27 protein-coding genes are annotated in these 24,619 nt (G+C 70.9%); 11 read left to right on the top strand and 16 right to left on the bottom strand.

Annotated elements, in window-relative coordinates:
* Nucleotides 1-16: 16 nt before the first annotated feature.
* The 3 genes from ACWEN0_RS17310 to ACWEN0_RS17320 form a co-directional block, all read right to left on the bottom strand.
* Nucleotides 17-1,069, bottom strand: a complete 1,053-nt coding sequence (locus ACWEN0_RS17310; RefSeq protein ID WP_451974181.1) for an NlpC/P60 family protein — start codon at nucleotides 1,067-1,069, stop codon at nucleotides 17-19.
* 436 nt (nucleotides 1,070-1,505) lie between these two features.
* A complete protein-coding gene (locus ACWEN0_RS17315) occupies nucleotides 1,506-1,763 on the bottom strand; it encodes a hypothetical protein (RefSeq protein ID WP_451974183.1) in 258 nt (85 codons plus the stop codon).
* Between the two features lie 67 nt (nucleotides 1,764-1,830).
* On the bottom strand, nucleotides 1,831-3,228 hold the full coding sequence (locus ACWEN0_RS17320) for an NYN domain-containing protein (RefSeq protein ID WP_451974185.1): 1,398 nt from the start codon (nucleotides 3,226-3,228) through the stop codon (nucleotides 1,831-1,833).
* A gap of 160 nt (nucleotides 3,229-3,388) precedes the next feature.
* On the opposite strand from ACWEN0_RS17320, the gene ACWEN0_RS17325 reads away from it, so the two are divergent.
* Entirely contained in the window at nucleotides 3,389-5,092 is a 1,704-nt protein-coding gene (locus ACWEN0_RS17325; protein WP_451974187.1) for a DEDD exonuclease domain-containing protein, read from the top strand.
* Here ACWEN0_RS17325 and ACWEN0_RS17330 read toward each other — a convergent pair.
* A complete protein-coding gene (locus ACWEN0_RS17330) occupies nucleotides 5,068-6,003 on the bottom strand; it encodes a MerR family transcriptional regulator (RefSeq protein WP_451974189.1) in 936 nt (311 codons plus the stop codon). The two genes, ACWEN0_RS17325 and ACWEN0_RS17330, sit on opposite strands and share 25 nt — an antisense overlap.
* 44 nt (nucleotides 6,004-6,047) lie before the next feature.
* Between ACWEN0_RS17330 and ACWEN0_RS17335 the strand changes: the two genes are divergently transcribed.
* Together ACWEN0_RS17335 and ACWEN0_RS17340 are read left to right on the top strand one after the other, a co-directional pair.
* Nucleotides 6,048-6,785 (top strand): maleylpyruvate isomerase family mycothiol-dependent enzyme, encoded by a 738-nt coding sequence (locus tag ACWEN0_RS17335; RefSeq protein WP_451974191.1) that lies wholly within the window; start codon nucleotides 6,048-6,050, stop codon nucleotides 6,783-6,785.
* Nucleotides 6,786-6,826: 41 nt separating this feature from the next.
* On the top strand, nucleotides 6,827-7,108 hold the full coding sequence (locus ACWEN0_RS17340) for an Lrp/AsnC family transcriptional regulator (RefSeq protein WP_284750247.1): 282 nt from the start codon (nucleotides 6,827-6,829) through the stop codon (nucleotides 7,106-7,108).
* A 133-nt stretch (nucleotides 7,109-7,241) separates the two neighbouring features.
* On the opposite strand, the gene qcrB is transcribed toward ACWEN0_RS17340, so the two are convergent.
* The 4 genes from qcrB to ctaE form a co-directional block, all read right to left on the bottom strand.
* On the bottom strand, nucleotides 7,242-8,903 hold the full coding sequence (qcrB, locus tag ACWEN0_RS17345) for a cytochrome bc1 complex cytochrome b subunit (protein WP_451974193.1): 1,662 nt from the start codon (nucleotides 8,901-8,903) through the stop codon (nucleotides 7,242-7,244).
* The gene (gene qcrA, locus ACWEN0_RS17350; RefSeq protein WP_451974195.1) at nucleotides 8,900-10,054 is read right to left on the bottom strand and encodes a cytochrome bc1 complex Rieske iron-sulfur subunit; all 1,155 of its coding nucleotides are present in this window, start codon (nucleotides 10,052-10,054) and stop codon (nucleotides 8,900-8,902) included. Before qcrA ends, qcrB begins: the two co-directional genes overlap by 4 nt.
* On the bottom strand, nucleotides 10,051-10,869 hold the full coding sequence (qcrC, locus tag ACWEN0_RS17355) for a cytochrome bc1 complex diheme cytochrome c subunit (protein ID WP_451974197.1): 819 nt from the start codon (nucleotides 10,867-10,869) through the stop codon (nucleotides 10,051-10,053). The genes qcrA and qcrC overlap by 4 nt, the downstream gene beginning before the upstream one ends.
* A gap of 62 nt (nucleotides 10,870-10,931) precedes the next feature.
* Nucleotides 10,932-11,555, bottom strand: a complete 624-nt coding sequence (gene ctaE, locus ACWEN0_RS17360) for an aa3-type cytochrome oxidase subunit III (RefSeq protein WP_451974199.1) — start codon at nucleotides 11,553-11,555, stop codon at nucleotides 10,932-10,934.
* A 95-nt stretch (nucleotides 11,556-11,650) separates the two neighbouring features.
* Here ctaE and ACWEN0_RS17365 point away from each other — a divergent pair, with 95 nt between their 5' ends.
* Genes ACWEN0_RS17365 through trpD form a run of 3 tightly spaced genes read left to right on the top strand, consistent with a single transcriptional unit; the run spans nucleotide 11,651 to nucleotide 13,575 of the window.
* A complete protein-coding gene (locus ACWEN0_RS17365) occupies nucleotides 11,651-12,064 on the top strand; it encodes a hypothetical protein (protein ID WP_451974201.1) in 414 nt (137 codons plus the stop codon).
* A 60-nt stretch (nucleotides 12,065-12,124) separates the two neighbouring features.
* On the top strand, nucleotides 12,125-12,535 hold the full coding sequence (locus tag ACWEN0_RS17370; RefSeq protein ID WP_451974203.1) for a hypothetical protein: 411 nt from the start codon (nucleotides 12,125-12,127) through the stop codon (nucleotides 12,533-12,535).
* A gap of 5 nt (nucleotides 12,536-12,540) precedes the next feature.
* A complete protein-coding gene (trpD, locus tag ACWEN0_RS17375) occupies nucleotides 12,541-13,575 on the top strand; it encodes an anthranilate phosphoribosyltransferase (protein WP_451974205.1) in 1,035 nt (344 codons plus the stop codon).
* Between the two features lie 3 nt (nucleotides 13,576-13,578).
* On the opposite strand, the gene ACWEN0_RS17380 is transcribed toward trpD, so the two are convergent.
* Entirely contained in the window at nucleotides 13,579-14,532 is a 954-nt protein-coding gene (locus tag ACWEN0_RS17380) for a GlxA family transcriptional regulator (RefSeq protein WP_451974207.1), read from the bottom strand.
* An 83-nt stretch (nucleotides 14,533-14,615) separates the two neighbouring features.
* Here ACWEN0_RS17380 and ACWEN0_RS17385 point away from each other — a divergent pair, with 83 nt between their 5' ends.
* Nucleotides 14,616-15,545, top strand: coding sequence for a DMT family transporter (locus tag ACWEN0_RS17385; protein WP_451974209.1), 930 nt, complete (start codon nucleotides 14,616-14,618; stop codon nucleotides 15,543-15,545).
* Here the strand turns inward: ACWEN0_RS17385 and ACWEN0_RS17390 are convergent.
* Nucleotides 15,493-15,912, bottom strand: a complete 420-nt coding sequence (locus tag ACWEN0_RS17390; protein WP_451974211.1) for a cytochrome c oxidase subunit 4 — start codon at nucleotides 15,910-15,912, stop codon at nucleotides 15,493-15,495. The two genes, ACWEN0_RS17385 and ACWEN0_RS17390, sit on opposite strands and share 53 nt — an antisense overlap.
* A gap of 32 nt (nucleotides 15,913-15,944) precedes the next feature.
* Nucleotides 15,945-16,886, bottom strand: a complete 942-nt coding sequence (ctaC, locus tag ACWEN0_RS17395) for an aa3-type cytochrome oxidase subunit II (RefSeq protein WP_451974213.1) — start codon at nucleotides 16,884-16,886, stop codon at nucleotides 15,945-15,947.
* A gap of 185 nt (nucleotides 16,887-17,071) precedes the next feature.
* On the opposite strand from ctaC, the gene asnB reads away from it, so the two are divergent.
* The gene (gene asnB, locus ACWEN0_RS17400; protein WP_451974215.1) at nucleotides 17,072-19,006 is read left to right on the top strand and encodes an asparagine synthase (glutamine-hydrolyzing); all 1,935 of its coding nucleotides are present in this window, start codon (nucleotides 17,072-17,074) and stop codon (nucleotides 19,004-19,006) included.
* A 75-nt stretch (nucleotides 19,007-19,081) separates the two neighbouring features.
* Here the strand turns inward: asnB and ACWEN0_RS17405 are convergent, their stop codons facing one another.
* Nucleotides 19,082-20,074 carry a carbohydrate kinase family protein gene (locus ACWEN0_RS17405; RefSeq protein WP_451974217.1) on the bottom strand — a complete coding sequence of 331 codons (993 nt, stop codon included), beginning with the start codon at nucleotides 20,072-20,074 and terminating at the stop codon, nucleotides 19,082-19,084.
* Nucleotides 20,075-20,222: 148 nt separating this feature from the next.
* Here ACWEN0_RS17405 and ACWEN0_RS17410 point away from each other — a divergent pair, with 148 nt between their 5' ends.
* Nucleotides 20,223-20,393, top strand: coding sequence for a hypothetical protein (locus ACWEN0_RS17410; RefSeq protein WP_329050109.1), 171 nt, complete (start codon nucleotides 20,223-20,225; stop codon nucleotides 20,391-20,393).
* A 62-nt stretch (nucleotides 20,394-20,455) separates the two neighbouring features.
* On the opposite strand, the gene ACWEN0_RS17415 is transcribed toward ACWEN0_RS17410, so the two are convergent.
* A complete protein-coding gene (locus ACWEN0_RS17415; protein ID WP_086859636.1) occupies nucleotides 20,456-20,833 on the bottom strand; it encodes a HesB/IscA family protein in 378 nt (125 codons plus the stop codon).
* Between the two features lie 146 nt (nucleotides 20,834-20,979).
* On the opposite strand from ACWEN0_RS17415, the gene ACWEN0_RS17420 reads away from it, so the two are divergent.
* Together ACWEN0_RS17420 and ACWEN0_RS17425 are read left to right on the top strand one after the other, a co-directional pair.
* Complete coding sequence (locus ACWEN0_RS17420) at nucleotides 20,980-21,627, top strand: DUF3043 domain-containing protein (protein ID WP_451974218.1); 648 nt, start codon at nucleotides 20,980-20,982, stop codon at nucleotides 21,625-21,627.
* Between the two features lie 114 nt (nucleotides 21,628-21,741).
* Nucleotides 21,742-22,731, top strand: a complete 990-nt coding sequence (locus tag ACWEN0_RS17425; protein ID WP_451974219.1) for an aldo/keto reductase family protein — start codon at nucleotides 21,742-21,744, stop codon at nucleotides 22,729-22,731.
* Here ACWEN0_RS17425 and ACWEN0_RS17430 read toward each other — a convergent pair.
* The 3 genes from ACWEN0_RS17430 to ACWEN0_RS17440 are packed head-to-tail and all read right to left on the bottom strand — an operon-like array spanning nucleotide 22,728 to nucleotide 24,521.
* Nucleotides 22,728-22,940 (bottom strand): hypothetical protein, encoded by a 213-nt coding sequence (locus tag ACWEN0_RS17430; RefSeq protein ID WP_451974221.1) that lies wholly within the window; start codon nucleotides 22,938-22,940, stop codon nucleotides 22,728-22,730. The two genes, ACWEN0_RS17425 and ACWEN0_RS17430, sit on opposite strands and share 4 nt — an antisense overlap.
* Nucleotides 22,933-23,775: a phosphoribosylaminoimidazolesuccinocarboxamide synthase gene (locus tag ACWEN0_RS17435; RefSeq protein ID WP_451974223.1), complete on the bottom strand. Its 843-nt coding sequence runs from the start codon at nucleotides 23,773-23,775 to the stop codon at nucleotides 22,933-22,935. The genes ACWEN0_RS17430 and ACWEN0_RS17435 overlap by 8 nt, the downstream gene beginning before the upstream one ends.
* Complete coding sequence (locus ACWEN0_RS17440) at nucleotides 23,772-24,521, bottom strand: GntR family transcriptional regulator (RefSeq protein WP_451974225.1); 750 nt, start codon at nucleotides 24,519-24,521, stop codon at nucleotides 23,772-23,774. Before ACWEN0_RS17440 ends, ACWEN0_RS17435 begins: the two co-directional genes overlap by 4 nt.
* Nucleotides 24,522-24,619 lie beyond the last annotated feature (98 nt).

The raw sequence follows: 24,619 nt of genomic DNA on the forward strand, positions 1-24,619 counted from the left end.
TGCGTTCACCCCGGGGTCACGACGTCGGGCGTCGCGCTCCCGCGTACTGGCTCTGCAGCGGCGAGATCTTCACGACGTCACCGGTGTCGGGCGCGTGGACCATCTTGCCGTCGCCGACGTACATGCCGACGTGCGAAACGGGCGAGTAGTAGAACACGAGGTCGCCCGGCTGGAGCTGGTCCCGCGGCACCGCGGCGCCGAAGGTGGACTGCTCGCGGCTCGACCGGGGCAGCGTGATGCCGGCCTGCTTGTAGGCCCACAGCATCAGGCCCGAGCAGTCGAACTGGTTCGGTCCGGTGGCACCCCAGCTGTACGGGCTGCCGAGCCTGCTCAGGGCCGCGTCGAGCGCCGTCTGGGCGGCGGCGGTCGGGGCCTTGAGGCCCGGGGCCGCGGAGCCCGTGTCGCGCTGCGCGGCCTTGTCGAGGGCGCTCAGGCTCTTGTTGGCCGCCTTGAGCTGCTCGATCTGGTCGTTCAGCGTCTTCTGCTTGGCCTTGATGTCGTCGGTCAGCTTCGCGGCCGCGTCACGGGCGTCCTGCGCGCGCTTGGCGGCGTCGGAGGCCTTGTTCGTGGCGTCGGTCGCCTGCTGCACGGCACCGGTGAGGTTGCCCATCGCGCCGTTCTTCTCGGTCGCGATGACCTCGAGCGCGGACGACCGGTCCAGGAAGTCCTGAGTGGACGTGCCGGCCAGCAGCGCGGACAGCTTGTTCAGCTGGACGCCGCTGGTGAACGACGCGCCGGCGAACTTGTCGACCTCGGTCTGGTACTTCTTCTGGTTCTCGGCGGCCTTGGCGGCCTGGTCCTTCGCCGCGTTGACGTCGCCGGTGGCCTTGTCGAGCTCACCCTGCTTGGCCTTCAGGTCGTCCTGGGCCTTGAGCAGGTCTTCGTTGAGCTTCTCGGCCTGGGCCGCGAGGTCGCGGTACTGGGCGAGGGCGTCCGAACCGGTGGGCGGGGCCTGGAGTACGGGGACGGGGGCGGCGGTGGCCGTCGGCTGGGCGATGGTGACGAGGGTGATCACCGAGGCCGCCGCGAGGGCACCTGAAACCACGCGCCTAACTGGATGCGACTGCACGGTCGCGCGGGTCTCCTTTGCGTCTCGGCCGCCGAGGGGGACCGGGGCACGAAGAGGTCGGGGGTTCCTCTTCGCCGCTGTCCCGCCGCCGCGAGGTGGTGCGTCCGGCATGCGCCGACCGCAACAGGTGAAGCACGCGGTGGTGGTTCCGGTTCCCAGCTTCCCGACAAAGCTGCGTCCGGCGGCGATCCCGCGTCGCCGCCCTTATCGACGGCCAGGGGCCACGAGATCTCGGACAGGTTACGAAAAGACCGCCACCACGTCCACCACCCCCCGGGCAAAAACTCTCCGTGACGCCGTGAAACCCCATCGGACCAGCAGGGGAGAAAACATGTGACGGGCGTTACACGCTGGGGTTTCTTCGGAGGCCGATTCGGTCACCGACCGTTCACCTGATCCGATCGACCATTCGGCGCGCCGACACGAAACGGGCGTGTCAGGCGCTGTGCAGAACGGGTCCCTCCACCAAGCGCAGCCGGGGCACCATCCCCGCGTCGGCGAGCGCGTCCACGGCGCGGCGCTCGTCGGCGTCCCACACGACGGCGGGCGGCGCGCCGAGCAGCACGCTGACGACGCAGTCGTGGCAGGAAATGCCCCGCACGACGCAGCGGTCGCAGTCGATGACCTGGTTTTCGATGTCCTCGACCGAAATGTGCGAGACGTCCACTCGGGACAGGTCTGCGGTGTCGCTCATGTGGTCCTCCTCACGCCGGAACTGACTGAAGAGGACGGTAGGGGTCACCACCGACAATTTCCGGCGATCAGACCCGGGACAGCCGGCTGACCAGCACCGCGGACGGCGCCGGATGGGCGCCCCCGCCCCGCACGGAGTCCGCGACGGCGCGGTCGGACGTCGCGACGACCATGGGCCGGCCCGCGGGCTCGGCCGCGACGAGGTTGCGGATCACGTCGTCGGCGAGGACCCCGCGGTCGGAGAACAGCACCCGCACCCCGCGCGGCACCGACGCCGGGACCGACAGCACGCCGGCGCCGTCGAAGACGACGGTGACCTCCGCGGAGGTGCGCGCGGCCAAGGCGGACAGCTGGTGGATCAGCCGGTCGCGCTGGTCGGCCAGCGCGAGTTCGGGGTAGCCGGTCTTGGTGACGTTGTAGCCGTCGACGATCAGGTGCACGTTGGGCAGCGCGAGGTAGCGGTCCAACGTGGACACGTCGGCGATCTTCCCGCCCTGGCCGGTGCCGGTGCGGGTGCCGCGGACCATGTCCGCAGGCCGGGCACCGCGCGCGCCGAGGGCGAGTTCGCGGCGCAGGCCGGTGACCGCGCCGTCGATGGTGTCGATGAGCAGGGCGAGCCGGACTTCGTCGGCTTCGCGGGCCTCGCGGGCGGACTGGCGCGCGATGTCGGCGTCGGCGACGGCGCGTTCGGCGCGGGCACGCTCGTTCGCGACGCGCTGGCGTTCCCGCTCGAGCTGGGCGTTGAGGGCGGCGATTTCCTCGGCGCGGGCGGTCGAACCGCGTTCGGCCTCGGCGGACGCCACTTCGGCCGCGTCCTTCGCCTGGCGCAATTGGACACCTTGTTCGCGAAGCCGCTTCAGGAGCTTCTCGACTTCGCCCTCTCGCTCACCACGCGCGCTTTCGGCGGCGCGCTGCGCCTCGACGAGCTCGGCGCGCACCTGAGCCAGCTCCGCTTCGAGCCGCTGGCTGCGCGCCAAGGCGGCGTCGCGTTCGGCGCGCAGGGCGTTTTCCTCGGCGTTCCTGGCGACGAGCCGCACGCGCCCGGCGGCACCGGACTCACCGAGCAGGACGGCGGCCGCGGCCGCGGCGACCGAGTCGGCGGCGTTCGGGTCGAGGGCGTCGGTCCGGTGCTCGCGCAGCCATTCGATGACGGCGGTCCGGAACTGCGACGACTCCCCGAGCGCGGCGAGCAGAGCGGCACCGCCGAGCTTGGCGCGCTTGGCCGGGGCGAACTTCGCGACGGGCCGCAGCTGCCGCGGCACGTCGGTGGCGGGCAGCTTCGCAACGGCGGCCGCGGAGAGCTCGGCGATCCGGTCCCGGACGGGTTCGGGAAGCGCGGGCCAAGTAGCCGGTTCGGGCCGTTCCCCCTGGTCAGCGACGTCCTCAGCCGGCTCGGAGCGCGACGCGACACCCGACGGACCAGCGGGGTCCTCGGGCGGCTCCGGCACGAGCGGCTGCGGGTGCATTGGTCCAGGGTAGGCCCCGCCCCCGCATCACGCCCCGCGCGGCACACGGAGCGGCCACGCACGAAAACTGTCGGTGCCCATCCGGGGCTCCGCCCCGAGCCGGGGGCTCCGCCACCCGAACCCCCGAAAACTGTCGGTGGTCGCCCCTACTCTCCCGACCATGCGTTCGATCCAGGCTCAGCTCGCGTTCGACGAGCTCGGAACCCCCTTGCGGGAAACGACTTTCGTCGTCTTCGACCTCGAGACCACCGGTGCCGGGCCGGGGGCCTCCGAGATCACCGAGATCGGCGCGGTCAAGGTGCACGGCGGTGAGGTGCTCGGCGAGTTCGGGACCCTGGTGAACCCGGGCAAGCCGATCCCGCCCCAGATCGTCTCGCTGACGGGCATCACGCAGACGATGGTGTACGACGCGCCGCCGATCGAGGAGGTGCTGCCGGCGTTCCTCGAGTTCATCGCCGGTTCCGTGCTGGTGGCGCACAACTCCGGCTTCGACACCTCGCACATGCGGGCCGCCTGCGAGGCACACGGTTACGCCTGGCCGAAACCGACCGTGGTGTGCACCGCGCGCCTCGCCCGGCGCGTCGTCCCGCGCGACGAGGTCGGCCGCTACAACCTGACCGCGCTGGCGCTGCTGTTCGGCGCCCGGACCCGGCCGACGCACCGGGCGCTCGACGACGCGAAGGCGACGGTCGACGTGCTGCACGGGCTGCTGGAGCGCGTCGGCAACCTCGGCGTCCATTCGCTCGAGGAGCTGATGGGCTACCTGCCCGAGGTCACCGTGGCCCAGCGGGCGAAGCGGCACATGGCAGCGGACCTGCCGTCGGCTCCCGGCGTCTACCTGTTCAAGGGGCCGAAGGACGAGGTCCTGTACGTCGGCACGGCGAAGGACCTGCGCCGGCGCGTGCGGACGTACTTCACGGGTTCGGAAGGGCGGAGCCGGATCCGCGAGATGGTCGCGATCGCCGAACGCGTCGACCACGTCGTGTGCGCGCACGCCCTGGAGGCGGAAGTGCGGGAGCTGCGGCTGATCGCGGCGCACCGGCCCGCGTACAACCGGCGGTCGAAGAACCGGCACCAGGGCTGGTGGGTCGGGCTGACGGAAGAGGCGTTCCCGCGGTTGTCGGTGGTCCGCCTGCCACGGCCGGGCGTGCTGGGCCCGTTCCGCAACCAGGCGGACGCGAAGGCGACGGCCGACACGCTGGCCGGCGCCTCGGGCCTGCGGACGTGCACCCAGCGGATCTCGCCGAGGTCGCCGAACGGGACACCGTGCGTGCTGGCGGAGCTGGGCCGGTGCGGCGCGCCGTGCGCGGGACGGCAGAGCGTCGAGGCGTACGTCCCGGCGGTCGAGTCGGTGTCGGGGCTCATCGCGGGCCACGACGGCCGCCCCCTGCACACGGCGGCGCGGCTCGTGGAGCGGCTGGCCGAGGGCCGCCACTACGAGCAGGCGGCCCGCCACCGCGACGAGCTGGCCGACCTCATCCGCGCGCTGGGCCGCGCCCACCGGCAGGCGTCGCTGGCCTCGATCGCGGAGCTGATCGCGGCGGGCCCGGACGGTTCGGGCGGTTGGGAGTTGTCGGTGATCCGCTACGGCCGGCTGGCCTCGGCGGGGGTGGCGCGCCGCGGAGTGCCGCCGATGCCGGTGGTGGAGGCCCTGGTGGCCTCCGCGGAGACGGTCCTGCCGGACCCCGGGCCGTTGAACGGCGCGCCCCCGGAGGAGGTGGGGGTGCTGTTGCGCTGGCTGACCCGGCCGGGCGTCCGCCTGGTCCGCACGACCCGCCCGTGGGCCGAACCGGCCGCGGTGGCCGGCTGGCAAGGGTGGCTGGACCTGGTGTCGACGGCTCATTCACTCGAGCACGTGGGCTGAGCAGCCTGCCGCACCGAGCGGTCCAGCGCGTCCAGCAGCCAGGTGTGCGCGACGCCCATCGGAGCCGCCTCCCCGGTCACCTCGCCCGCCAGGTGCCAGTACCGCCGCAGCCGGGGATGCCGGTCCGGGGCCGTCCGGTGGTTCACCGCGCGCCGGAACTCCGGGCTGTCCTCCCGACCCCACGCCGAGGCGTGCGCCGCCACGAAGCGGTCCAACGCCGGGCCCGGCGCCGGCGGCTCCCCCGCGGCCACCGAAGCCGACGCCAGCCCGCACGCCGCTCCCACCTCCGCGTGCAGCGCGCCCAGGTCCGCGACGCGCTCGTGGGCCACCAGCGTGCTGGCCCGCACGTGCGGCACCAGTGCCCGGTCGGCCGCCAGCAGCACCAGCGACGCGTACGCGACCACCTGTGCGGTCGTCGGCTGCTCCGGGGGCCGGGGCGCGCTGATGCCGAGGAACATCTCGGCCGTGTCCGGCGGGATCGGCCCGGTCGTCATCGGGTGCCACAGCCGGACCAGCGTGTCGTGCGCGGAGAAGCCGTCCTGGACCGCCGACAGCAGCTCGAGCCGGGCCGCGCGGTCCGCGGGCGGGGCCTCCTCGACCGCGCGGAGCACCGAACGCCGCCACGCCAGCGTCGCGACCTCGCGGTCCAGCGCCGCCCGCTCGGCGGCCACCGCGTCGTCGAGGGAGCGGCGGCCGGCGACGACGTCGGTGATCGCGCGCAGGCCCAGGCCGAGGCCGCGCAGGCGCCGGACCAGGGTCAGCCGCTCGACCGCCGCCGGGCCGAACCGGCGGTGGCCACCGCCGCTGCGGGCGGGCTCCAGCAGTCCCTCGTCGCAGTAGAAGCGGATCGTGCGGACCGGCACCCCCGTCCGCCGTGCCAGGTCGCCGATCCCGAGTGTGTCTTCGGTCACCTTCGGTCGAACCTCCAGCCGGGTGGAATTCCTACGGTACGGCCATGCACAGCACGAGACTCGCCGAGGCACTCCTCGACCGCACCGCCGCCTTCGCGCGAACAGTGGCCGACGGCGACCCCGGCTCCCCCGTCCCCACCTGCCCGGACTGGCCGCTGCGGGTCCTGGTCGGCCACATCGGCCAGGCCCACCGCTGGTCCGCCGGCATAGTCCGGTCCGGCCCGGCACCGGTCCCCGACCCGCTCGACGCCGACCCCGGCAGCACGGACACCTGGGCGGACTGGCTGCTCCAGGGCGCCGAAGACCTCGCCAAGTCCGCCTTGGACGCCGGCGACAAGCCCGTGTGGACGTTCTTCGGCGACCAGCCGGCCGGGTTCTGGCTGCGCCGGATGCTCAACGACACCACGATCCACCACGCCGACGCCGCCCTCGCCACGGGAACGGCCTTCGACGTGGCCCCGGACCTCGCGGCCGACGCCGTGACCGAGTGGCTGGAAATGCTGTCCCACCCGGTCACGGCGAGCCTCAAACCGGCCTTCGCCGAGCTGCGCGGCACCGGCCAGACCCTCTGCCTCCGGCCGGACGAAGGCGGGGGCTGGCTCATCACCCGCACCCCGGACGGCGTCGAGTGGGCCCACGGCACCGGCACCGCCGACGTCACCCTCGCCGGCCCCGTGCGGGACCTGCTGCTGGTCTTCACCCGCCGCCTGCCCGCCGGGCACGTCACGATCACCGGAGAGCGCGCGCTGGCCGAGCACTGGCTGGCGCGCACAGCGGCCTAGGATCGCGGGCGACACCCGCAGACGAGTCTTGGAGGACCCAGGTGATCACCGCGATCGTGCTGATCCAGGTAGAGGCGGACGCGATCCCGGACGCGGCGCAGGCGATCGCCGACATCGACGGCGTCGGCGAGGTCTACTCGTGCGCCGGGGACGTCGACCTCATCGCCACCGTCAAGGTGTCCGCGCACGAGGAGCTCGCCGACCTGATCCCGGGCCGGATCGGGAAGGTGCCGGGCGTGCTCGACACCGTCACGCACATCGCGTTCCGGTCGTACTCGCGGGCCGACACCGAGCAGGCCTTCGCGATCGGCGCCGAGGACTGAGAAGGCCTCCGAGGCACGCGCGCACGCGGCACCGGAGCCTGGAGACAGGGAGGCCCCGGCCGACGCCCGAGAACACCGCTGAGACGACCGAAGGCCACCTCCCGCGGGAGGTGGCCTTCGTCGTGTGCGGAACTCAGTGGTCGGAGTGCTTCGCGGCCTCGGCCGCCTCCGCGCTCTCGATCTCGGCGTGCCCGTTCGAGTGCCCGTTGCCGTGGGCCCGCTGCAGCGCGGCGGTCTCCTCGGCGGGGTCCGGCGACCAGAACGTGCCCGGGACGGCGTGCCCGGCCGAGCCCAGCTTGTTCATCTTCTTCGGCACCGGAGCGCCCTGGTACTCGAGCGGGATCGCGTGGCCGTGGCTGTCGACACCGGCCAGCGGCTGGTGGATTTCGATGAACTCACCGTGCGGCAGCCGCTTGATGATGCCCGTCTCGACGCCGTGCTCGAGCACCTCGCGGTCGGCCCGCTGCAGGCCGATGCACAGCCGGTAGGTCACGTAGTACGCCACCGGCGGCACGATCAGCACGCCGATGCGGCCCGCCCACGTCGTCGCGTTCAGCGAGATGTCGAACTGGTCGGCGATGATGTCGTTGAAGCCCGACAGCTCGATGACGGCGAAGAAGCCCAGTGCCATCGCGCCCAGCGCCGTGCGGACCGGTGCGTCACGCGGCCGCTGGAGCAGGTTGTGGTGCGCGGTGTCCTTGGACAGCTTCCGCTCGATGAACGGGTAGCCGAGCAGCAGGCCGAACAGGATCGGCATGCCGATCGCGCCGGGGAAGAACACCGCCGGGATCGTGTAGTTCCCGAGGTAGACCTCCCAGGCGGGCCAGATCCGGAGCATGCCGTCGGCCCAGGCCATGTACCAGTCGGGCTGCGAGCCCGCCGACACCTGAGCCGGGTTGTAGGGCCCGAAGTTCCACACCGGGTTGATCTGGAACAGCCCCGACATCAGCGCCAGGACCCCGATCACCACGGTGAAGAAGGCGCCGCCCTTGAGCGCGAAGTACGGCATGATCCGCACGCCGACGACGTTGGTTTCCTTGCGCCGCACCCCCGGGAACTGGGTGTGCTTCTGGTACCACACCAGCGCCAGGTGCACCCCGACCAGCGCCAGCATGATCCCCGGCAGCAGCAGGATGTGCAGCGTGTACAGCCGCGGGATGATCTGGTCGCCCGGGAACTCCCCGCCGAAGAGCGCCCAGTGGATCCAGGTGCCGATCACCGGCACCGACAGCACGATCCCCGACAGCGTCGCCCGGATCCCGGTGCCCGAGAGCAGGTCGTCGGGCAGCGAGTAGCCGAAGAACCCCTCGAAGCAGCCCAGGATCAGCAGCAGCCCGCCGATCACCCAGTTCGCCTCACGCGGGCGCCGGAACGCGCCGGTGAAGAAGATCCGCAGCATGTGCACGGCCATCGACGCCACGAAGATCAGCGCCGCCCAGTGGTGCAGCTGCCGCATGAACAGCCCGCCCCGCACGTCGAACGAGAGGTCCAGCGTGGTGCGGAAGGCCTGCGACATCTCCAGGCCCTGCATGTTCTTGAAACTGCCGTGGTAGACGACCTCCTGCATCGAGGGGTCGAAGAACAACGTCAGGTACACACCCGTGAGCAGCAGGATGATGAAGCTGTAGAGCGCGATCTCGCCCAGCAGGAACGACCAGTGCGTCGGGAACACCTTGTTCAGCTGGTGCCGCAGGCCCTTGGCCAGGTGATACCGCTGGTCCGCGTTGTCGGCCGCGTCGCCCAGCGCCTTCTCGACCGGGCTCGACCCCTTGGTCGGCGTGGTGAGTGAACTCATGACTTACGCTCCCAAAAGGCCGGACCGATGGCCTCGATGAAGTCGCCTCGCGCGATCAAGTATCCCTCTTCGTCCACCGTGATCGGTAGCTGGGCCAGCGGCCGGGTCGCCGGGCCGAAGATCGGCTTGGCGTAGTGGAGGGCGTCGAACTGCGACTGGTGGCACGGGCACAGGATGCGGTTGGTCCGCTGCTCGTACAGGGAGGTCGGGCAGCCGACGTGGCTGCAGATCTTCGTGTACGCGTAGTAGTCGCCGAAGTTGAAGTCCTCCTGGCCGGCCCGCTTGACCACCTTGGCGGCGTCAGTCGGGCGCAGGCGGATCAGCATGACCGGGTTGTCGACGCGGGTGAGCGCGGCGGCCAGCAGCTCCGGCTTGCCCTTCTCCGAGTCGCGGTACGGGAAGACCGTCTCCATCGCGCCGGCGTCGAGGTCCTCGGCCTTGACCAGGCTGACCTCTTCGCCCTCTTCCAGGGGCTTGCCGGTGTTGCGGCGGAGGTAGACCTTCTCGCCGGGGAAGTTCGGCTGCCAGCCGGTGTGCCACAGCGAGTCGCGCGACTCGCTGTTCTTCCACGGGTTCTTGATGAACGACGCCAGCGGCAGCGCCGCGGCCGCGAGGCCGAGCGCGCCGGCACCGGCGATCGCCGAGCGCTTGATCAGCGACCGGCGGGCGATCGTGCTGCGGTTCCCGGCGTCGGCCAGGTGCGCGAGGATCGTCTGGCGGTCGACCTCGGCCGACCCCTCGCCCTGGTTGTCGCTGCGCTGCTGCACGGCGACCTCGGCGGGCACGAACTTCTTCGTGTACAGGATCACGCCGATGCCCAGGCCGAGGATGGCCAGGCCGAGCGTGATGCCGAGCATCGGGGTGTAGAGGCTGTACCAGAAGTGGCCGCTCTCGTTGTCCGGCGCCTCGTACTGCCACGGCCACCAGATGAGCGAGACCACGAACCCGATCCCGGCCAGGGCGGACAGCCCGAACCAGAACGCGACCAGGCGCTCGGCCCGCTTCTCCGCGCGGGTGCCCTCCACGGGCCACGGAGTCGGGTACTCGACGATCTCGACCCCGTCGAGCGCGCCGCCCAGCTTGACCAGCTGGTCCCGGTCCATCTCAGCCAGCTCCGCCTCCGTCGGCGGCTTCGGCCCCTCGGCACTCATGCCTTCGATCCAATCCACAACGTCACGCCGATCAGCGCGGCGATCCCGACGATAAAGGCGATCACGCCCTCCGAAGCGGGGCCGACCCCGCCGAGGCCGTTCCCACCCGGGTTGTTGTTGCCGTCCGACACCGACTTCACGTAGGCGACGATGTCCTTCTTCTCCTCCGGCGACAGCTGCCGGTCGGAGAACTTCGGCATGTTCTGGGGGCCGGTGAGCATGGCCGTGTAGATCTGCTCTTCGCTGGCCGGGTCCAGGTTCGGCGCGTACTTGCCGGCGGACAGCGCGCCACCGCGGCCGGTGAAGTTGTGGCACGAGGCGCAGTTCAGGCGGAACAGCTCGCCACCGCGGGCCGGGTCGGAGCCGCGCAGGGCCTCGCCCTTCTCGGCGGGACGCTGCACGCCGCCGCCGTGCGCCTGGATGTAGGCGCCGACCGCGTCGATCTCGGCCTCGGTCAGCTTCGGCGGCTTCCGCTCGGCCTGCGCCTCCTGGCGCGCGGCGGGCATCCGGCCGGAAGAGGTCTGGAAGTACACCGCGGCGTCGCCGATGCCGATCAGGCTCGGGCCGCGGTCCTTGACACCCTCGAGGTTCGCGCCGTGGCAGGCGATGCAGGTGTTGTTGTAGACCTGCTCGCCGAGGCGCAGCTGCGCGGGCGTGCCCTGGGCCTGCGCGGTCTGCGGCTCCGGGGCGAACACGGCGTACAGGGCGCCGGCGCCTACCAGCGCGATACCGAGCGCGAGCAGGCCGGCGAACCGCCTCCGCAGCTTCGACCGCGCGCGGTAGCGGCGCTCCGAGGACTTGGTGCTGGTGGTCATCTTGCGGCAACCCTTGCTGTCAGTTCAGGCCGATGGTGATGGTGGTGGCGGCTGGGGCGGACCTACGGAAGGAGGTAGATCACACCGAAGAGGCCGACCCACACGATGTCGACGAAGTGCCAGTAGTAGGACACGACGATCGCCGACGTGGCCTGGGCGGGGGTGAACTTGCTCAGCTTCGTGCGGATGAGCAGGTACACGAACGCGATGAGCCCGCCGATGACGTGCAGGCCGTGGAACCCGGTGGCGAGGTAGAAGACCGTGCCGAACGGGCCGGACGGGATCGTCATCCCCTCTTCGACCAGGTTGTGGTACTCGTTGGCCTGGCCGCCGACGAAGATCGCACCCATGATCAACGTGATGATGTACCAGCGGCGCAGCCCGTAGACGTCGCCGCGCTCGGCCGCGAACACGCCGAACTGGCAGGTCAGCGAGGACAGCACGAGGATCACCGTGAACGGGATCGCGTACGTCACGTTGAGGTGGAACTCCTCGCCGTGCAGCGGCGGCGGCCACTGGCCGGACGAGTTCTGCGCCTTGACGGTGAAGAACATCGCGAACAGTCCGGCGAAGAACATCAGCTCGCTGGAAAGCCACACGATGGTGCCGACACTGACCATGTTCGGCCGGTTCAGCGAGTGGACCCGCTGACTGATGGTGGGAGCTGCCGTTGTCACGCGTCGCATTATGTCCTCTCGCACCGCCGCTCCGCCGGGTGGGTCCACGGCGAGCCGTCTGCGTAACCGATCACACCGGATGCCCGGGAAGGTGAGAGCTACTCATGGGTTTACTCGACCGGCTGCTTGACCTGGTCAAAAAGCGCGAAACCCCAGGTCTGACACCCGATACGCCCGGGTTGGAGATCGTCGCCGAGGCCTTCGACCCGGTCGTCGCCGACTCGGCCGTCCTCGCCGGTTCACCCGCTTGGGTCAGCACGGCACCGGCCGTCCTGCGGCACCACCTGCTCCTGCCGCCGGGCCGGCTCGCGGAGGCGGCGTCGATCCTCGCCCAGGACGGCTACGAGCTGCGGGAACAGTCCGCGTCGGGCGACCTGGCGCGGGTGCACGCGGTGCGCGTCCAGGTGCTCGACGCGCTCCACTGCGCCCAGGAACGGTCCCGGATGGCCGGTCTCGCCCAGCGATTGGGCGGCGACGCGCTGGGCTGGGACGCGCAACAGCCGGAGCCGACCGCGTGATGTCGGTCTCGGCCGATACGATCCAGGCAGACGTGTGGTGACGAGTTGGAGGCGTGCCTGATGGGCGAGCGGTCGATGCGGGTCCTGGTGTTCAGCCACAAGGCGGAGGTGCGCGAGGCGATCGTCAACGCGGTCGGCCGGCGGCCCGCCGCCGACCTGGACCGCGTCGACTACGTCGAGGCGGCCGGGATCGCCGACGTGCTGTCCGAGGTGGACGAGGGGAACGTCGACCTGGCCATCCTCGACGGCGAGGCCCAGCCGACCGGCGGCATCGGCCTCTGCCGGCAGCTCAAGGCCGAGATCGCCGACTGCCCGCCGATCGTGGTTTCCGTGCGGCGCAAGGACGACCGGTGGCTGGCCACCTGGTCGCAGGCGGACGCCGTGCTGGTGCACCCGCTGGACCCGCTGACCGCCGCGGAGACCGTCGCCGACGTGCTGCGCGCGCGACGGGTCCCCGCCGTGAACGGCTGAGCCCGGTGGCCACCCCGGTCCCCCGCACCTGGCCGCCGCTGCTCAAGCAGCTCGTCGCGCGCGTCGACCTGTCCGAGGAGGACACGGCGTGGGCGATGGACCAGATCATGAGCGGCGCGGCGAGCCCGGCCCGGATCGCCGGGTTCGCGGTGGCGCTGCGCGCGAAGGGCGAAACGCCGGCGGAGATCGCCGGCATGGCGGCCACGATGCTGGCGCACGCCCGCCGCGTCGAGCTGGACCGCCCGGCCGTCGACATCGTCGGCACCGGCGGCGACGGCTCCAACTCGGTGAACATCTCGACGATGGCGACGATCGTCACAGCGGCGGCCGGCGCCCCGGTGGCCAAGCACGGCAACCGCAGCGCGTCGTCGAAGTCCGGCGCGGCCGACGTCCTGGAAGCCCTCGGGGTGACGATTTCCCTGCCCCCGGAGGACGTCCAGCGCAGCCTGACCGAGGTCGGCGTGGGGTTCTTCCTGGCGTCGGCGTTCCACCCGGCGCTGCGGCACGCGGGCCCGGTCCGCGGCGAGCTCGGCATCCCGACGACGTTCAACCTGCTCGGCCCGCTGACCAACCCGGCCCAGCCGGGCAGCGCCCTGATCGGCTGCGCGTACGAGGACAAAACGCACGTCCTGGCCGAGGTGTTCGCGCGCCGGGGGACGACGGCCCTGATCGTCCGCGGCGACGACGGCCTCGACGAGATCACGACTACGACGACCTCGTCGGTCTGGGTGGTGTCGGGCGGAACCGTGACGAAGACAACGCTCGACCCCGCCGCCCTGGGCGTGCCCCGGGCGACGGCGGACGACCTGCGCGGCGGTGACGCGGCGTCGAACGCCCAGGTGGTCCGCGAGCTGGTGGGCGGCAAGCCGGGGCCGGTGCGGGACGCGGTGCTGATCAACGCGGCCGCGGCGCTGGCGGCGTTCACGGGCTTCTCGGCGTCCCTGGAGGACGATCTGCGCGCTGGCCTGGCGAGGGCGGCCGAGGCGATCGATTCCGGCGCCGCGGCGGCGCTCCTGGACCGCTGGATCGCCTTCGCCTGAGCCTCAGCCGCGGAAGGCCGCGCGGTACGACGTCGGGCTCGTACCGCGCAGCCGGGTGAACTGGTGCCGCAGCGCGGCCGCCGACGCGTACCCGCACGCCACCGCGATGTCCTCCACCGACAGCCGGCCCTCCTCCAGCAGCGCCTGCGCCCGGTCCAGGCGCCGCTCGGTCAGCCAGCGGTGCGGCGTGGTCCCCGTCGCCGCCGAGAAGCGGCGCAGGAACGTCCGCTCCCCCAGCCCGCTCCGCCGGGCCAGTTCGGCCACCGTGAACGGCCGGTCCAGCCGCCGCTCCACCCACTCCAGGGCCTCCGCCACCACCGAGTCGTCCGGGACGGACGGGACCGGGGCCTGGACGAACTGGGCCTGACCGCCCGCCCGGAACGGCGCCGCCACCATCCGGCGGGCCAGGGTCGTCGCCGCCGTGACCCCGCGCAGCCGGCGGACCAGGTGCAGGCACAGGTCGACGGCCGCGACCGTCCCCGCGCTCGTCAGGATGCCGCCGTCGTCCTCGTACAGGGCCTGCGGGTCCACCCGGGCGGCGGGGAAGCGGGCCCGGAACTCCGCCTCGTAGACCCAGTGGACCGTGCAGCGACGGCCGTCCAGCAGGCCCGCGTAGCCCAGCGTGAAGACTCCCGCGCAGAACCCCGCCACCCACGCTCCCCGCGCGACCGCGTCGCGCAGCACGTCCAGCAGGTCCGCGGGCGGCGGTGCCGTCCGCGGTGCGCACGTCGGCACGATCAGCAGGTCGGCCGACTCCGCGAAGTCCAGCCCGCGGAGCCCGGACAACCCGAACCCCGACCAGCTCGCGACCGGCGCGCCCGCCGGCGAGCAGACGCCGAACTCCCAGCCCTCGATGCCGTCGGCCGTGCGGTCGGTGCCGAACACTTCGCACGCGACGCCCAGCTCGAACGGCGAAACGTGGTCGGCCAGCACCACCGCGACCCGGTTGACGTCCATGCCGGCCAGCATGTCACAAGTTTTGCGGCCGTTGTCATCTCTGACACTGGTTGAGCGACGCCGGCCCGGCGAACCTGGACGCCATGACGAACTCCGAAACCCGCCCGCTGCTCCAGTGGTCCGCGGCGATGGCGATGTCCGGCACGATCGGCGCCGTCGTCCTCGAGAGCGGCGCGGCCGCACCGGCCGTGGCCTTCGCCCGCTGCTTCGTCGGCGGGGCGCTCCTGGTGATCTGGTGCTTCGCGCGCGGCTGGCTGCCCGCCTGGCGGCCGTCCCGGCGCGACCTCGGCCTGGCCGTCCTCGGCGGCCTCTTCCTGGTCGGCAACTGGGTGCTGCTCTTCGCGTCCTACGCGCTGTCGTCGATCTCGGTCAGCACGGTCGTCTACCACACCCAGCCGCTGATCCTGGTCGGCTTGGCGGCGGCATTCCTCGGCGAGAAGGTGGCCAAGAGCCACCTGGCCCGGGCCGCGATCGCGTTCGGCGGGGTGGCCTTGATCTCCCTGTCGGCGCACGGCGAGGACGGCAAACCCGTGCAGCTGGCCGGGATCGGGCTGGCGCTCGGCGCGGCCGTGCTCTACGCCGGCGCGTCCTTCGTGGCGAAGCAGCTGAAGCACATCCGCCCGCACCTGCTCGCGGCCGTCCAGACGACGGTCGGCGCGCTCGTGCTGGCACCGTTGCTGCTGGTCACGCCGCTACCGACGAACCCGCGGGGGTTGCTGTGGCTGGTGCTGCTGGGCACCGTCCACACGGCGCTGATGTACGTCCTGATGTACGCGAGCATCGGCAAACTGCCGACCACGACGGTGGCGCTGCTGTCCTACCTCTACCCGGTGGTCGCGGTGCTGGTGGACATCGCCTTCTACGGCCACCGCCCGACCTGGCCCGAGGCACTGGGCATGCTCGCGGTACTGGCCGCCGCACTGAGTCCTCAGCGCAGCGGCCAGTCGGGAAAAGCGCAGGTCAGTCGTGCGACGGACCCGTGTGGTACTCGAACACCAGCCCGCCGATCGTGATCAGCAGCGCGACCAGCGCGATGACGAGCAGCCAGATGTGGAAGAACGCCAGGGCCAGCGCGGCGAGGGCCGCGGTGGCCGCCATGGCGACCGGCCAGTAGCTGCCCGGGCTGAAGAAGCCCAGCTCACCGGCGCCGTCGCTGATCTCGGCGTCTTCGCGGTCTTCCGGCCGCGGCTCGATGCGGCGGGCGACGAACTGCATGTAGCTGCCCGCGAGGAACGCCAGGCCACCGGTCAGGAACAGCGCGACGATGCCGACCGGCTCCGGGCCGTGGGTCGCGGCCAGCGCGGTCCACACCCAGTACACGACCGCCATGAACACGGCGAAGACCGCCACGATGAAGAAGATGCGCGCTTCGACCTTCATGGGTCTTTCCTACTCCTGTTGTTCTGGCGACGTCAGTTGGACGCGGTCCGTGCCGTGCGGTCGGTGTTGAACGGCTGCGTGGTCACCGCGTGCGGGGTGCACAGCTCGCCGCAGTTCATCTTCGCCAGCGCCTCGGACGCCGTGAACGCCTGGCCGGTGGCCGGGTTCGTCTGCTTGCGCAGCTCGATGTACTGGTCGTACTTGTCCGGCGACAGCGCCCGGACCTCGAAGTTCATCACCGAGTGGTACGTGCCGCACAGCTCCGCGCACCGGCCGACGAAGGAGCCCTCGCGGTCGATCTTGTTCTGGAAGGAGCTGTCCTGGTTGTTCTTGTCCGGGTTCGGCATGACGTCCCGCTTGAAGTGGAACTCCGGGACCCAGAAGGAGTGGATGACGTCGGTCGAGATCAGGTCGTACTCGATGGTCTTGCCGACCGGGAGCACGAGCAGCGGGATCTCGCCGGACGAGCCGACGGTGCTGACCTGCTGGCCGTCCGCCTTCTTGGCGTTGGCGTCCTCGTACTTGAACTCCCAGTTCCACTGGAAGGCCACGACCTGGACCTTGACGTCCGGGTTCGGGATCTTGTCCAGGACCTTCGACTCCGTCGTCGCGGTGAAGAAGAACAGGACGCAGACCATGATCGTCGGGACGACGACCGTGAACAGCTCGAGCGGGATGTTGTACTGGAACTGCCGGGGCAGCTCCTCCGGCTCGCCGTCGGCGGTCTTCTTCTTGCGGTGGAACGTCGCGGTCCAGAAGATCAGGGCCCACACGATGGCGCCGACGATCAGCGCGGCCACCACGGTCCACGTCCACAGCGTGCGCATCTCGTTCGCCTGCTGCGTGACGCCGACGGGCCAGCCGAACCGCAGGATCTCGTCGCCGGAGCAGCCCGTCGCGGTCAGCGCGACCAGCACCGCCAGCGCGGCGACGCGCAAGGTCCGCTTCCCCAGGGTGCGCTCGGGTTGTCCCACTGCGCCTCGCCCTTTCACCCAGAGCCTCCTACGACCGATCTTTGTGACAGGGCGGAGCCTAGCCGAGTTGGCGGTCCGCGCTGACCAAGGGGTAACCATCGACGCGCGTGTTACTCGCCACGGCCTGCCCGGCATACTGAGGCCTTCCCCAGCCCGGTGATGAGCCTGAAGGTGTGTGAGTACCCGTGTGCGGCCTGCTTGGACTGATCTGCGCGACCGAGACCGGCGCGGCGAACGCGCGTGACGCCGTGGGCGCGGCGATGCGCTGCCAGCGCCACCGCGGCCCCGACGAGCAGGACACCTGGGCCGACGCCGAGGTCGTCTACGGCTTCAACCGGCTGGCGTTCATCGACGTCGAGCACGCCCACCAGCCGCTGGTCTGGGGGCCGCCGGAGGCGCCGGGGCGGTACACGATGAACTTCAACGGCGAGATCTACAACTACCTGGAACTGCGGGCGGAGCTGGCCGAGAAGCACGGCGCGAAGTTCGAGACCGAGGGCGACGGCGAGGCCATCGTCGCCGGCTTCCACTACCTCGGCGCCGACTGGGTCAAGCGGCTGCGCGGCATGTTCGCCTTCATGATCTGGGACTCCCAGGAGAAGAAGGTCTTCGGCGCGCGCGACCCGTTCGGCATCAAGCCGCTCTTCTACTCCGCCGGCCCCGGTGGCGTGGCGTTCTCGAGCGAGAAGAAGAGCCTGCTGGAGCTTTCGGACGTCCTCGGCGTCGCGCAGGAGCTGGACCGCACGGCCCTGCAGCACTACCTGGTGCTGCAGTACGTGCCCGAGCCCGAGTCGCTGCACACCGCGATCCGCCGCGTCGAGTCCGGGACCTCCTTCGAGGTCGCGCCCGGCGGTGAGGTGAAGTTCACCCGCTACTTCCACCCGCAGTTCGCCGCGAAGCCGGTGAACACGCAGGCCGAGGCCGAGGCGCTGCACCAGCGCATCGCCGACGTGATGCGCGACTCGGTCGGCAAGCACATGATCTCCGACCCGGACGTCACGGTGGGGGCCTTCCTGTCGGGCGGCATCGACTCCACGGCCACCGCCACGCTGGCCAAGGAGCACAACCCGAACCTGATCGCGTTCACCACCGGGTTCGAGCGCGAGGGCTACTCCGAGGTCGACGTCGCCGCCGAGTCGGCCGCCGCGATCGGCGTGAAGCACGTGGTCCGGACGGTCTCGGCGGACGAGATGATGGAGGTCCTGCCGCTCATCGTCTGGTACCTCGACGACCCGGTGGCCGACCCCGCGCTGGTCCCCCTGTGGTTCATCGCCCGCGAAGCCCGCAAGCACGTCAAGGCCGTGCTGTCCGGCGAAGGCGCGGACGAGCTGTTCGGTGGCTACACGATCTACAACGAGCCGATCTCGCTGGCGCCGTTCGAGAAGATCCCCGGCGGCATGCGCAAGCTCATCGGCAAGGTCTCGACGAAGATCCCCGAGGGCACCCGCGGCAAGGACCTGCTGCGCCGCGGCGCGCTGCCGCTGGAGGACCGCTACTACGGCAACGCCCGCAACTTCCGCGACGACCAGCTGCGCAACGTCCTGAAGACCTACCAGGAGGGCGTGGGCTTCAAGGACGTCACGGCGCCCTGGTACGACGTCTCGCGCGGCTGGGACCCGGTGGCCCGCATGCAGCACGTCGACCTCTACACCTGGCTGCGCGGCGACATCCTGGTCAAGGCCGACAAGGTGACGATGGCGAACTCGCTGGAGCTGCGGGTGCCGTTCCTCGACGCCGAGGTGTTCAAGGTCGCGGCGTCGATCCCGCTGGACCAGAAGCTCGCGCACGGCACGACGAAGTACGCGCTGCGCCAGGCCCTGGCCAAGATCATCCCGGCGCACGTGCTCAACCGCCGCAAGCTCGGCTTCCCGGTGCCGATCCGGCTGTGGCTGCGCAACGAGATGTACGACTGGGCGAAGGGGATCATCAACGATTCCCGGACCGAGGACCTGCTCGACAAGAAGGCGATCCTGGCGCTGCTGGAGGAGCACAAGGCGGGCCAGCTGGACCGCAGCCGCCAGCTGTGGGCGCTGATCGTGTTCATGCTGTGGCACGGCATCTTCGTCGAGCACCGCATCAAGCCCGAGATCCCGGAGCCGGTCTACCCGGTCAAGCTCTGACCCCGCTCGCTGAAAAGCCGTGAATGGCACATTGAGGGACTTGAAGTCCCTCAATGTGCCATTCACGGCTTGGGGTCAGGCCGCGGGCAGGACCACCGAGATCTCCTCGGCCGCGTCCGGGCCGAAGGCCTCGCCGATGCGGGCCAGGGCGTCGGTGCGGTCGAACGTCCACTCCTGGGTGCCGACCGTCTCCAGGACCAGCACCGCGATCAGGGAGCCCAGCTGGGCCGCGCGCTCGACGTTCAGGCCGCCGTCGAGGCCGGCCAGGAAGCCCGCGCGGAAGCCGTCGCCGACACCCGTCGGGTCGGCCTTGGCGCGCTCCGGGACGGCGCCGATCTGCAGGGCGAGGCCGTCCTTGCCGACGATCTCGACGCCCTTCTCCCCCAGCGTCGTGATCCGCATGCCGACCTGGCCGAGCACGTCGGCCTCGGTCCAGCCGGTCTTCTGGAGCAGCAGCTCCCACTCGTAGTCGTTGCTGAACAGGTACTTCGCGCCGGCGACGAACGCGCGCGCCTGCTCGCCGCTCATGCGGGCCAGCTGCTGCGAGGGGTCGACGGCGAACTCGTAGCCGCGCTGGCGGCACTCCTCGGCGTGGCGGACCATGCCCTCCGGGTCGTCCGGGCTGATCAGCACCAGGCTGAGGTCGCCGGCGCGCTCGGCGATGGGCAGCAGCTCGATGTTGCGGGACTCGGCCATCGCGCCGGCGTAGAACGTCGCGATCTGGCAGAGGTCCTCGTCGGTGGTGCAGACGAACCGGGCGGTGTGCGCGACCTCCGACACGTGCACGCCGGAGGTGTCGACGCCGTGCCGCTCCAGCCAGGAGCGGTAGTCGGCGAAGTCCGCGCCGACGGCACCCACGAGCACCGGCTGCACGCCGAGCACCCCCAGGCCGAAGGCGATGTTCGCGCCGATGCCGCCGCGCCGGACCACGAGGTCGTCGGCGAGGAAGCTCAGCGAGACCCGGTGCAGCTGTTCCGCGACCAGCTGCTCCGCGAACCTGCCCGGGAAGTGCATGAGGTGGTCGGTCGCGATACTGCCGGACACCGCGATCCTGGCCTTGTCTGCCACCGGCTGCTCCTTTGTGCTCGACCTCACGGCAAAAGGCGCGAAGTTACCACCGGGTCATGACCCATCCGGGTAGTTCGCGCGCGCCCAACCGACACTACCGGCTGGTACTCCTTCTCCAGTCGAGAGCGGATCAATAGCGTTACGAATCGTGAACGCCGTCACCGAACCCGAGACCCTGTCCGAGCTGATCGCCGACTGCGCGCTCATCCCGGCGACCCTGCAGGCCGAGAACCTGCCGTTGCCTCGTTCGGCGGCCAAGCCGTGGCAGGTCGACGAGGCGTGCCACGCGCAGGTCGCGGAGCTCGACGCCTACGTGTAACCCCCGGACGCAGCAGAAGGGCCCCGCACCGAGGTGCGGGGCCCTTCTGGCGTAGCCGTGGCTCAGTGGAACGAGTCGCCGCAGGCGCAGGAGCCCGTGGCGTTCGGGTTGTCGATCGTGAAGCCCTGCTTCTCGATCGAGTCCACGAAGTCGATGACGGCTTCCGACACGTACGGCGCGCTCATCCGGTCCACGGCGACCTTGAGGCCGTCGAAGTCGCGGAACAGGTCGCCGTCGAGCGTGCGCTCGTCGAAGAACAGCTGGTAGCGCAGGCCCGCGCAGCCACCGGGCTGGACGGCGATGCGCAGGTGCATGTCGTCGCGGCCCTCCTGCTCGAGCAGGGCCTTCGCCTTGGCAGCCGCGGCGTCGGTCAACGTGACGCCGTGGGTCTCCTCGGCGGTCTCGGCCTGCGTCGCGCCGGCGTGCTCAGCGGTCGTCATGGCACTCCCTCAAAGTTCGAACTCGCTGCGGATACTCCTCGTGCTGACGTCTTCAACACCCGGAGCGTCCGATCTGTTCCCCCACCATGGTCGCACATGGATCGACCTGGTGAACGGCGGCGTGACGCCTGCAATACCCTGGTGAGGTGAGGTTCCTGCGCCGAAGCACCACAGACACCGCCGCCGAAGAGCCGGAGACGACGGACACCGTCGACGTCGGGGGCAAGGCGTTCACGCCCGGTAAGGGCAAGGCTACGCCGAAACGCCGTGACGCGGAGGCGAAGAAGCGCGGCCCGGTCGCGCCACCGCCCACCACGATGCGTGAGGCGATGAAGCGCAACAAGGAACTGCGCAAGTCGAACCCGCAGACGAAGGAAGACCGCCGCGCGGCGGCCAAGCTCCGCCGCGACCGCATGATGGCGGGCGACGACAAGTACCTGCTCCCGCGCGACCGCGGGCCGGTCAAGGCGTACGTCCGCGACCTGGTCGACACGCGCCGCAACCTGCTGGGCCTGTTCATGCCGCTGGCGATCCTGGTGTTCCTGGCGCTGCTGGTGCCGCTGCCCCAGGTCCAGTCGTACATCACGCTGCTGTGCACGGCGCTGCTGCTGGTGATGGCGATCGAGGGCTTCGTGAACGGCCGGAAGATCGCGAAGCTGGCGCGGGAGAAGTTCCCCAAGGAGACGGTGAACGGCCGCTCGATCGGCTGGTACGCGTTCGTCCGGGCGTCCCAGATCCGCCGGCTGCGGGTGCCGAAGCCGCGGCTGAAGCCCGGGGACGCGATCCCCAACTGAGCCGGTTTCGAGAAGCCGGGTGGGCCGGACGGCCCACCCGGCTTCTCGCTGTGTGCGGTTGGCGTCACTCCAGGGTCGTTAGCAAAGCGAACGACTTCCGCCTAGGCTGGGCGCATGGAGTTTCGTCGTCTCGGCCGCAGTGGCCTCAACGTCAGTGAGATCTCGTACGGGAACTGGCTCACCCACGGTTCCCAGGTCGAGGAAGACCAGGCGCACGCCTGCATCAAGGCCGCCCTCGACGCGGGGATCACGACCTTTGACACGGCAGATGTCTACGCCAACACCGCCGCCGAGTCCGTTCTCGGGCGCGGACTGAAGGGGCAGCGGCGGGAGAGCCTCGAGATCTTCACCAAGGTCTTCTGGCCCACCGGCCCCAAGGGGCCCAACGACAAGGGCCTGTCCCGCAAGCACATCCTCGAGTCGGCCAACGCCTCGCTGACCCGGCTCGGCACCGACTACGTCGACCTCTACCAGGCGCACCGGTTCGACCGGACCGTGCCGCTCGAAGAGACCATGCTCGCCTTCGCCGACCTCGTGCGCCAGGGCAAGGTGCTCTACGTCGGCGTCTCCGAGTGGACCGCCGAGCAGATCTCCCGCGGGGCCGCCCTCGCGCGCGAGCTGAAGATCCCCTTCGTCTCCAACCAGCCGCAGTACAACATGCTCTGGCGCGTCATCGAGGACCAGGTCATCCCGGCCTCCGAGCGCGAAGGCATGAGCCAGATCGTCTGGTCGCCGATCGCGCAGGGCGTGCTGACCGGCAAGTACAAGCCCGGGCAGGACTACCCCGCCGGCTCCCGCGCGACCGACGAGAAGGGCGGCGCGAACATGGTCGCCCGGTTCCTCGACGAGAACGTCCTCAAGCGCGTCGCCGAGCTCGAGCCGCTCGCGAAGCAGGCCGGCCTCTCCCTCGCGCAGCTCGCCGTCGCGTGGGTGCTGCAGAACCCGAACGTCGCCTCGGCGATCATCGGGGCCTCCCGCCCCGAGCAGGTGCACGAGAACGTCAAGGCGGCCGGCCAGAAGCTCGACGCCGACCTGCTGAAGGCCATCGACGACGTCCTCGGCGACGTCGTCGAGCGCGACGCCACCCTCACCAAGAGCCCCTAGTCCTGGTTGATCCGGCCCTGGAACGGCACCCCGAGGTCGAACGCGTCCTCGGGGGCCATCCGGGGCTCCAGCCCGAACCCGCGCAGGAGCCGGCCGGCCCCCGCCAGCCGGTCGCCGCCGCGGCCGGGCACACGCGTCGGCGAAAGCCCGCGCGAAACCAGCAGCGTCTCGACGTCGTCGATCAGCCGGTACGGGTCGTAGTCACCCACGGACCCAGGTCTTCCCCGTGATCCGTTCGTAGACCTCGGTGTAGCGCTGCCGCGTCTGCTCGACGATCTCCGCCGGGATCTCCGGCCCGGGCGGGGTCTTGTCCCAGCCCGTCGTCAGCGACCAGTCGCGGACGAACTGCTTGTCGAACGCGTGCTGCGGGCGGCCCGGCTCCCACTCGTCGGCGGGCCAGAACCGCGACGAGTCCGACGTCAGGACCTCGTCGCCCAGCGTCAGCGCGCCGTCTACGTCGAACCCGAACTCCAGCTTCGTGTCCGCGATGATCACGCCCTGCTTCGCCGCGTGTTCGGCGCCCTTGGTGTAGATCTCCAGCGTCAGCTCGCGGAGCCGCTTCGCGGTGTCCTCGCCGATCTCGTTCAGCACCTCGTCGAAGGTCATGAACTCGTCGTGGCCGGTGTCGGAGATCTTCGTCGTCGGCGTGAAGATCGGCTCCGGCAGCTTGTCGCCCTCGACCAGTCCCGGCGGCAGCGAGACGCCCGAGATCTTGCCGTCGCGCTGGTATTCGCGCAGGCCCAGGCCGGCGAGGTAGCCGCGGGCGATGCACTCGACCTGGACCATCTTCAGGGGCTTGCAGCGCATCGCGCGCCCGGCGAACTCCGCCGGGACGTCCGTCGTCGACACCACGTGGTTCGGGACCACGCCGGACATCCGGTCGAACCACCACGCCGACAGCTGGTTCAGCAGCGCGCCCTTGTCCGGGACCGGCGTCGGCAGCGAGACGTCGTAGACCGAGACCCGGTCGGACGCGACCAGCAGGATGTCCCCGCCGTCGAGTTCGTACAGGTCACGGACCTTGCCCGCGTGGATGTGCTTCATTCGCCGTCCTCAGTCGTGTACTCGTAGAAAACCCAGTGGTCGGGCAGGGCGGCGGACTCGCCGTACTCGACGACCGTGCCGTCGGCCGCCAGGAACGTGCTCCGGCCGAGCAGCACCGGCGACCCCGCCGGCACGCCCAGTTCGGCCGCTTCCTCCTCGCCCGCACGGCCCGCCGCGTGCCGTTCCTGCGTCGTCGCGATCTTCGTGCCCAGCCGGGCCGCCGCGTGGGCCGAGGTGCCCTCGACGATCCGCTCCGCCACCAGCAATGCGGGCGCCTTGGCCGACAGGACGCCGTCGAACCACGACGTCGACGTCGACAGCGGGCGCGAATCCGGCCCGTACGTGGTGCGGCGCCGCCGGATCGCCGGGGCGCCCTCCTCCAGGCCCAAGGCCGCCGCGGCGCGCTCGGACGCCGGTTCGAGGCCGGCCGAGCGGATCACGGCGTAGTGGCCGGGCGGGTAGATCCGGCCCGTGCGCGCCGACGCGGCGTTGCGGTCGCGGGCCGTGCGGTGCAGCCCGCCCCGGTCGACGACCGTGCCGACCCCGCGCACTGGGCGCACGAGCCCCTGTGACCGGAGGGTGGCCAGCACCTTGGTGGCCGTCGCCATGGCGACGGCCCACGTACGCGCGATCTCGCGGGCGGACGGCACCGCGTCGCCCTCCTGCAGCCGGCCGGAGAGGATGTCCTCACGGATCCGGCCCGCGATCTGCAGGTAGGGCGGCTCAGGACGGTCGAGGGTGGGCAAGGCGGCTCCTCACGCCGGACTTCACGCACAAGTGTTCTAGCACGCCAGGGTGTCGGAGACAAAGCCCTGATCAGAACCACCCAGGTGTACTAGTACAC

Source organism: Amycolatopsis sp. NPDC004378, from assembly GCF_053602455.1.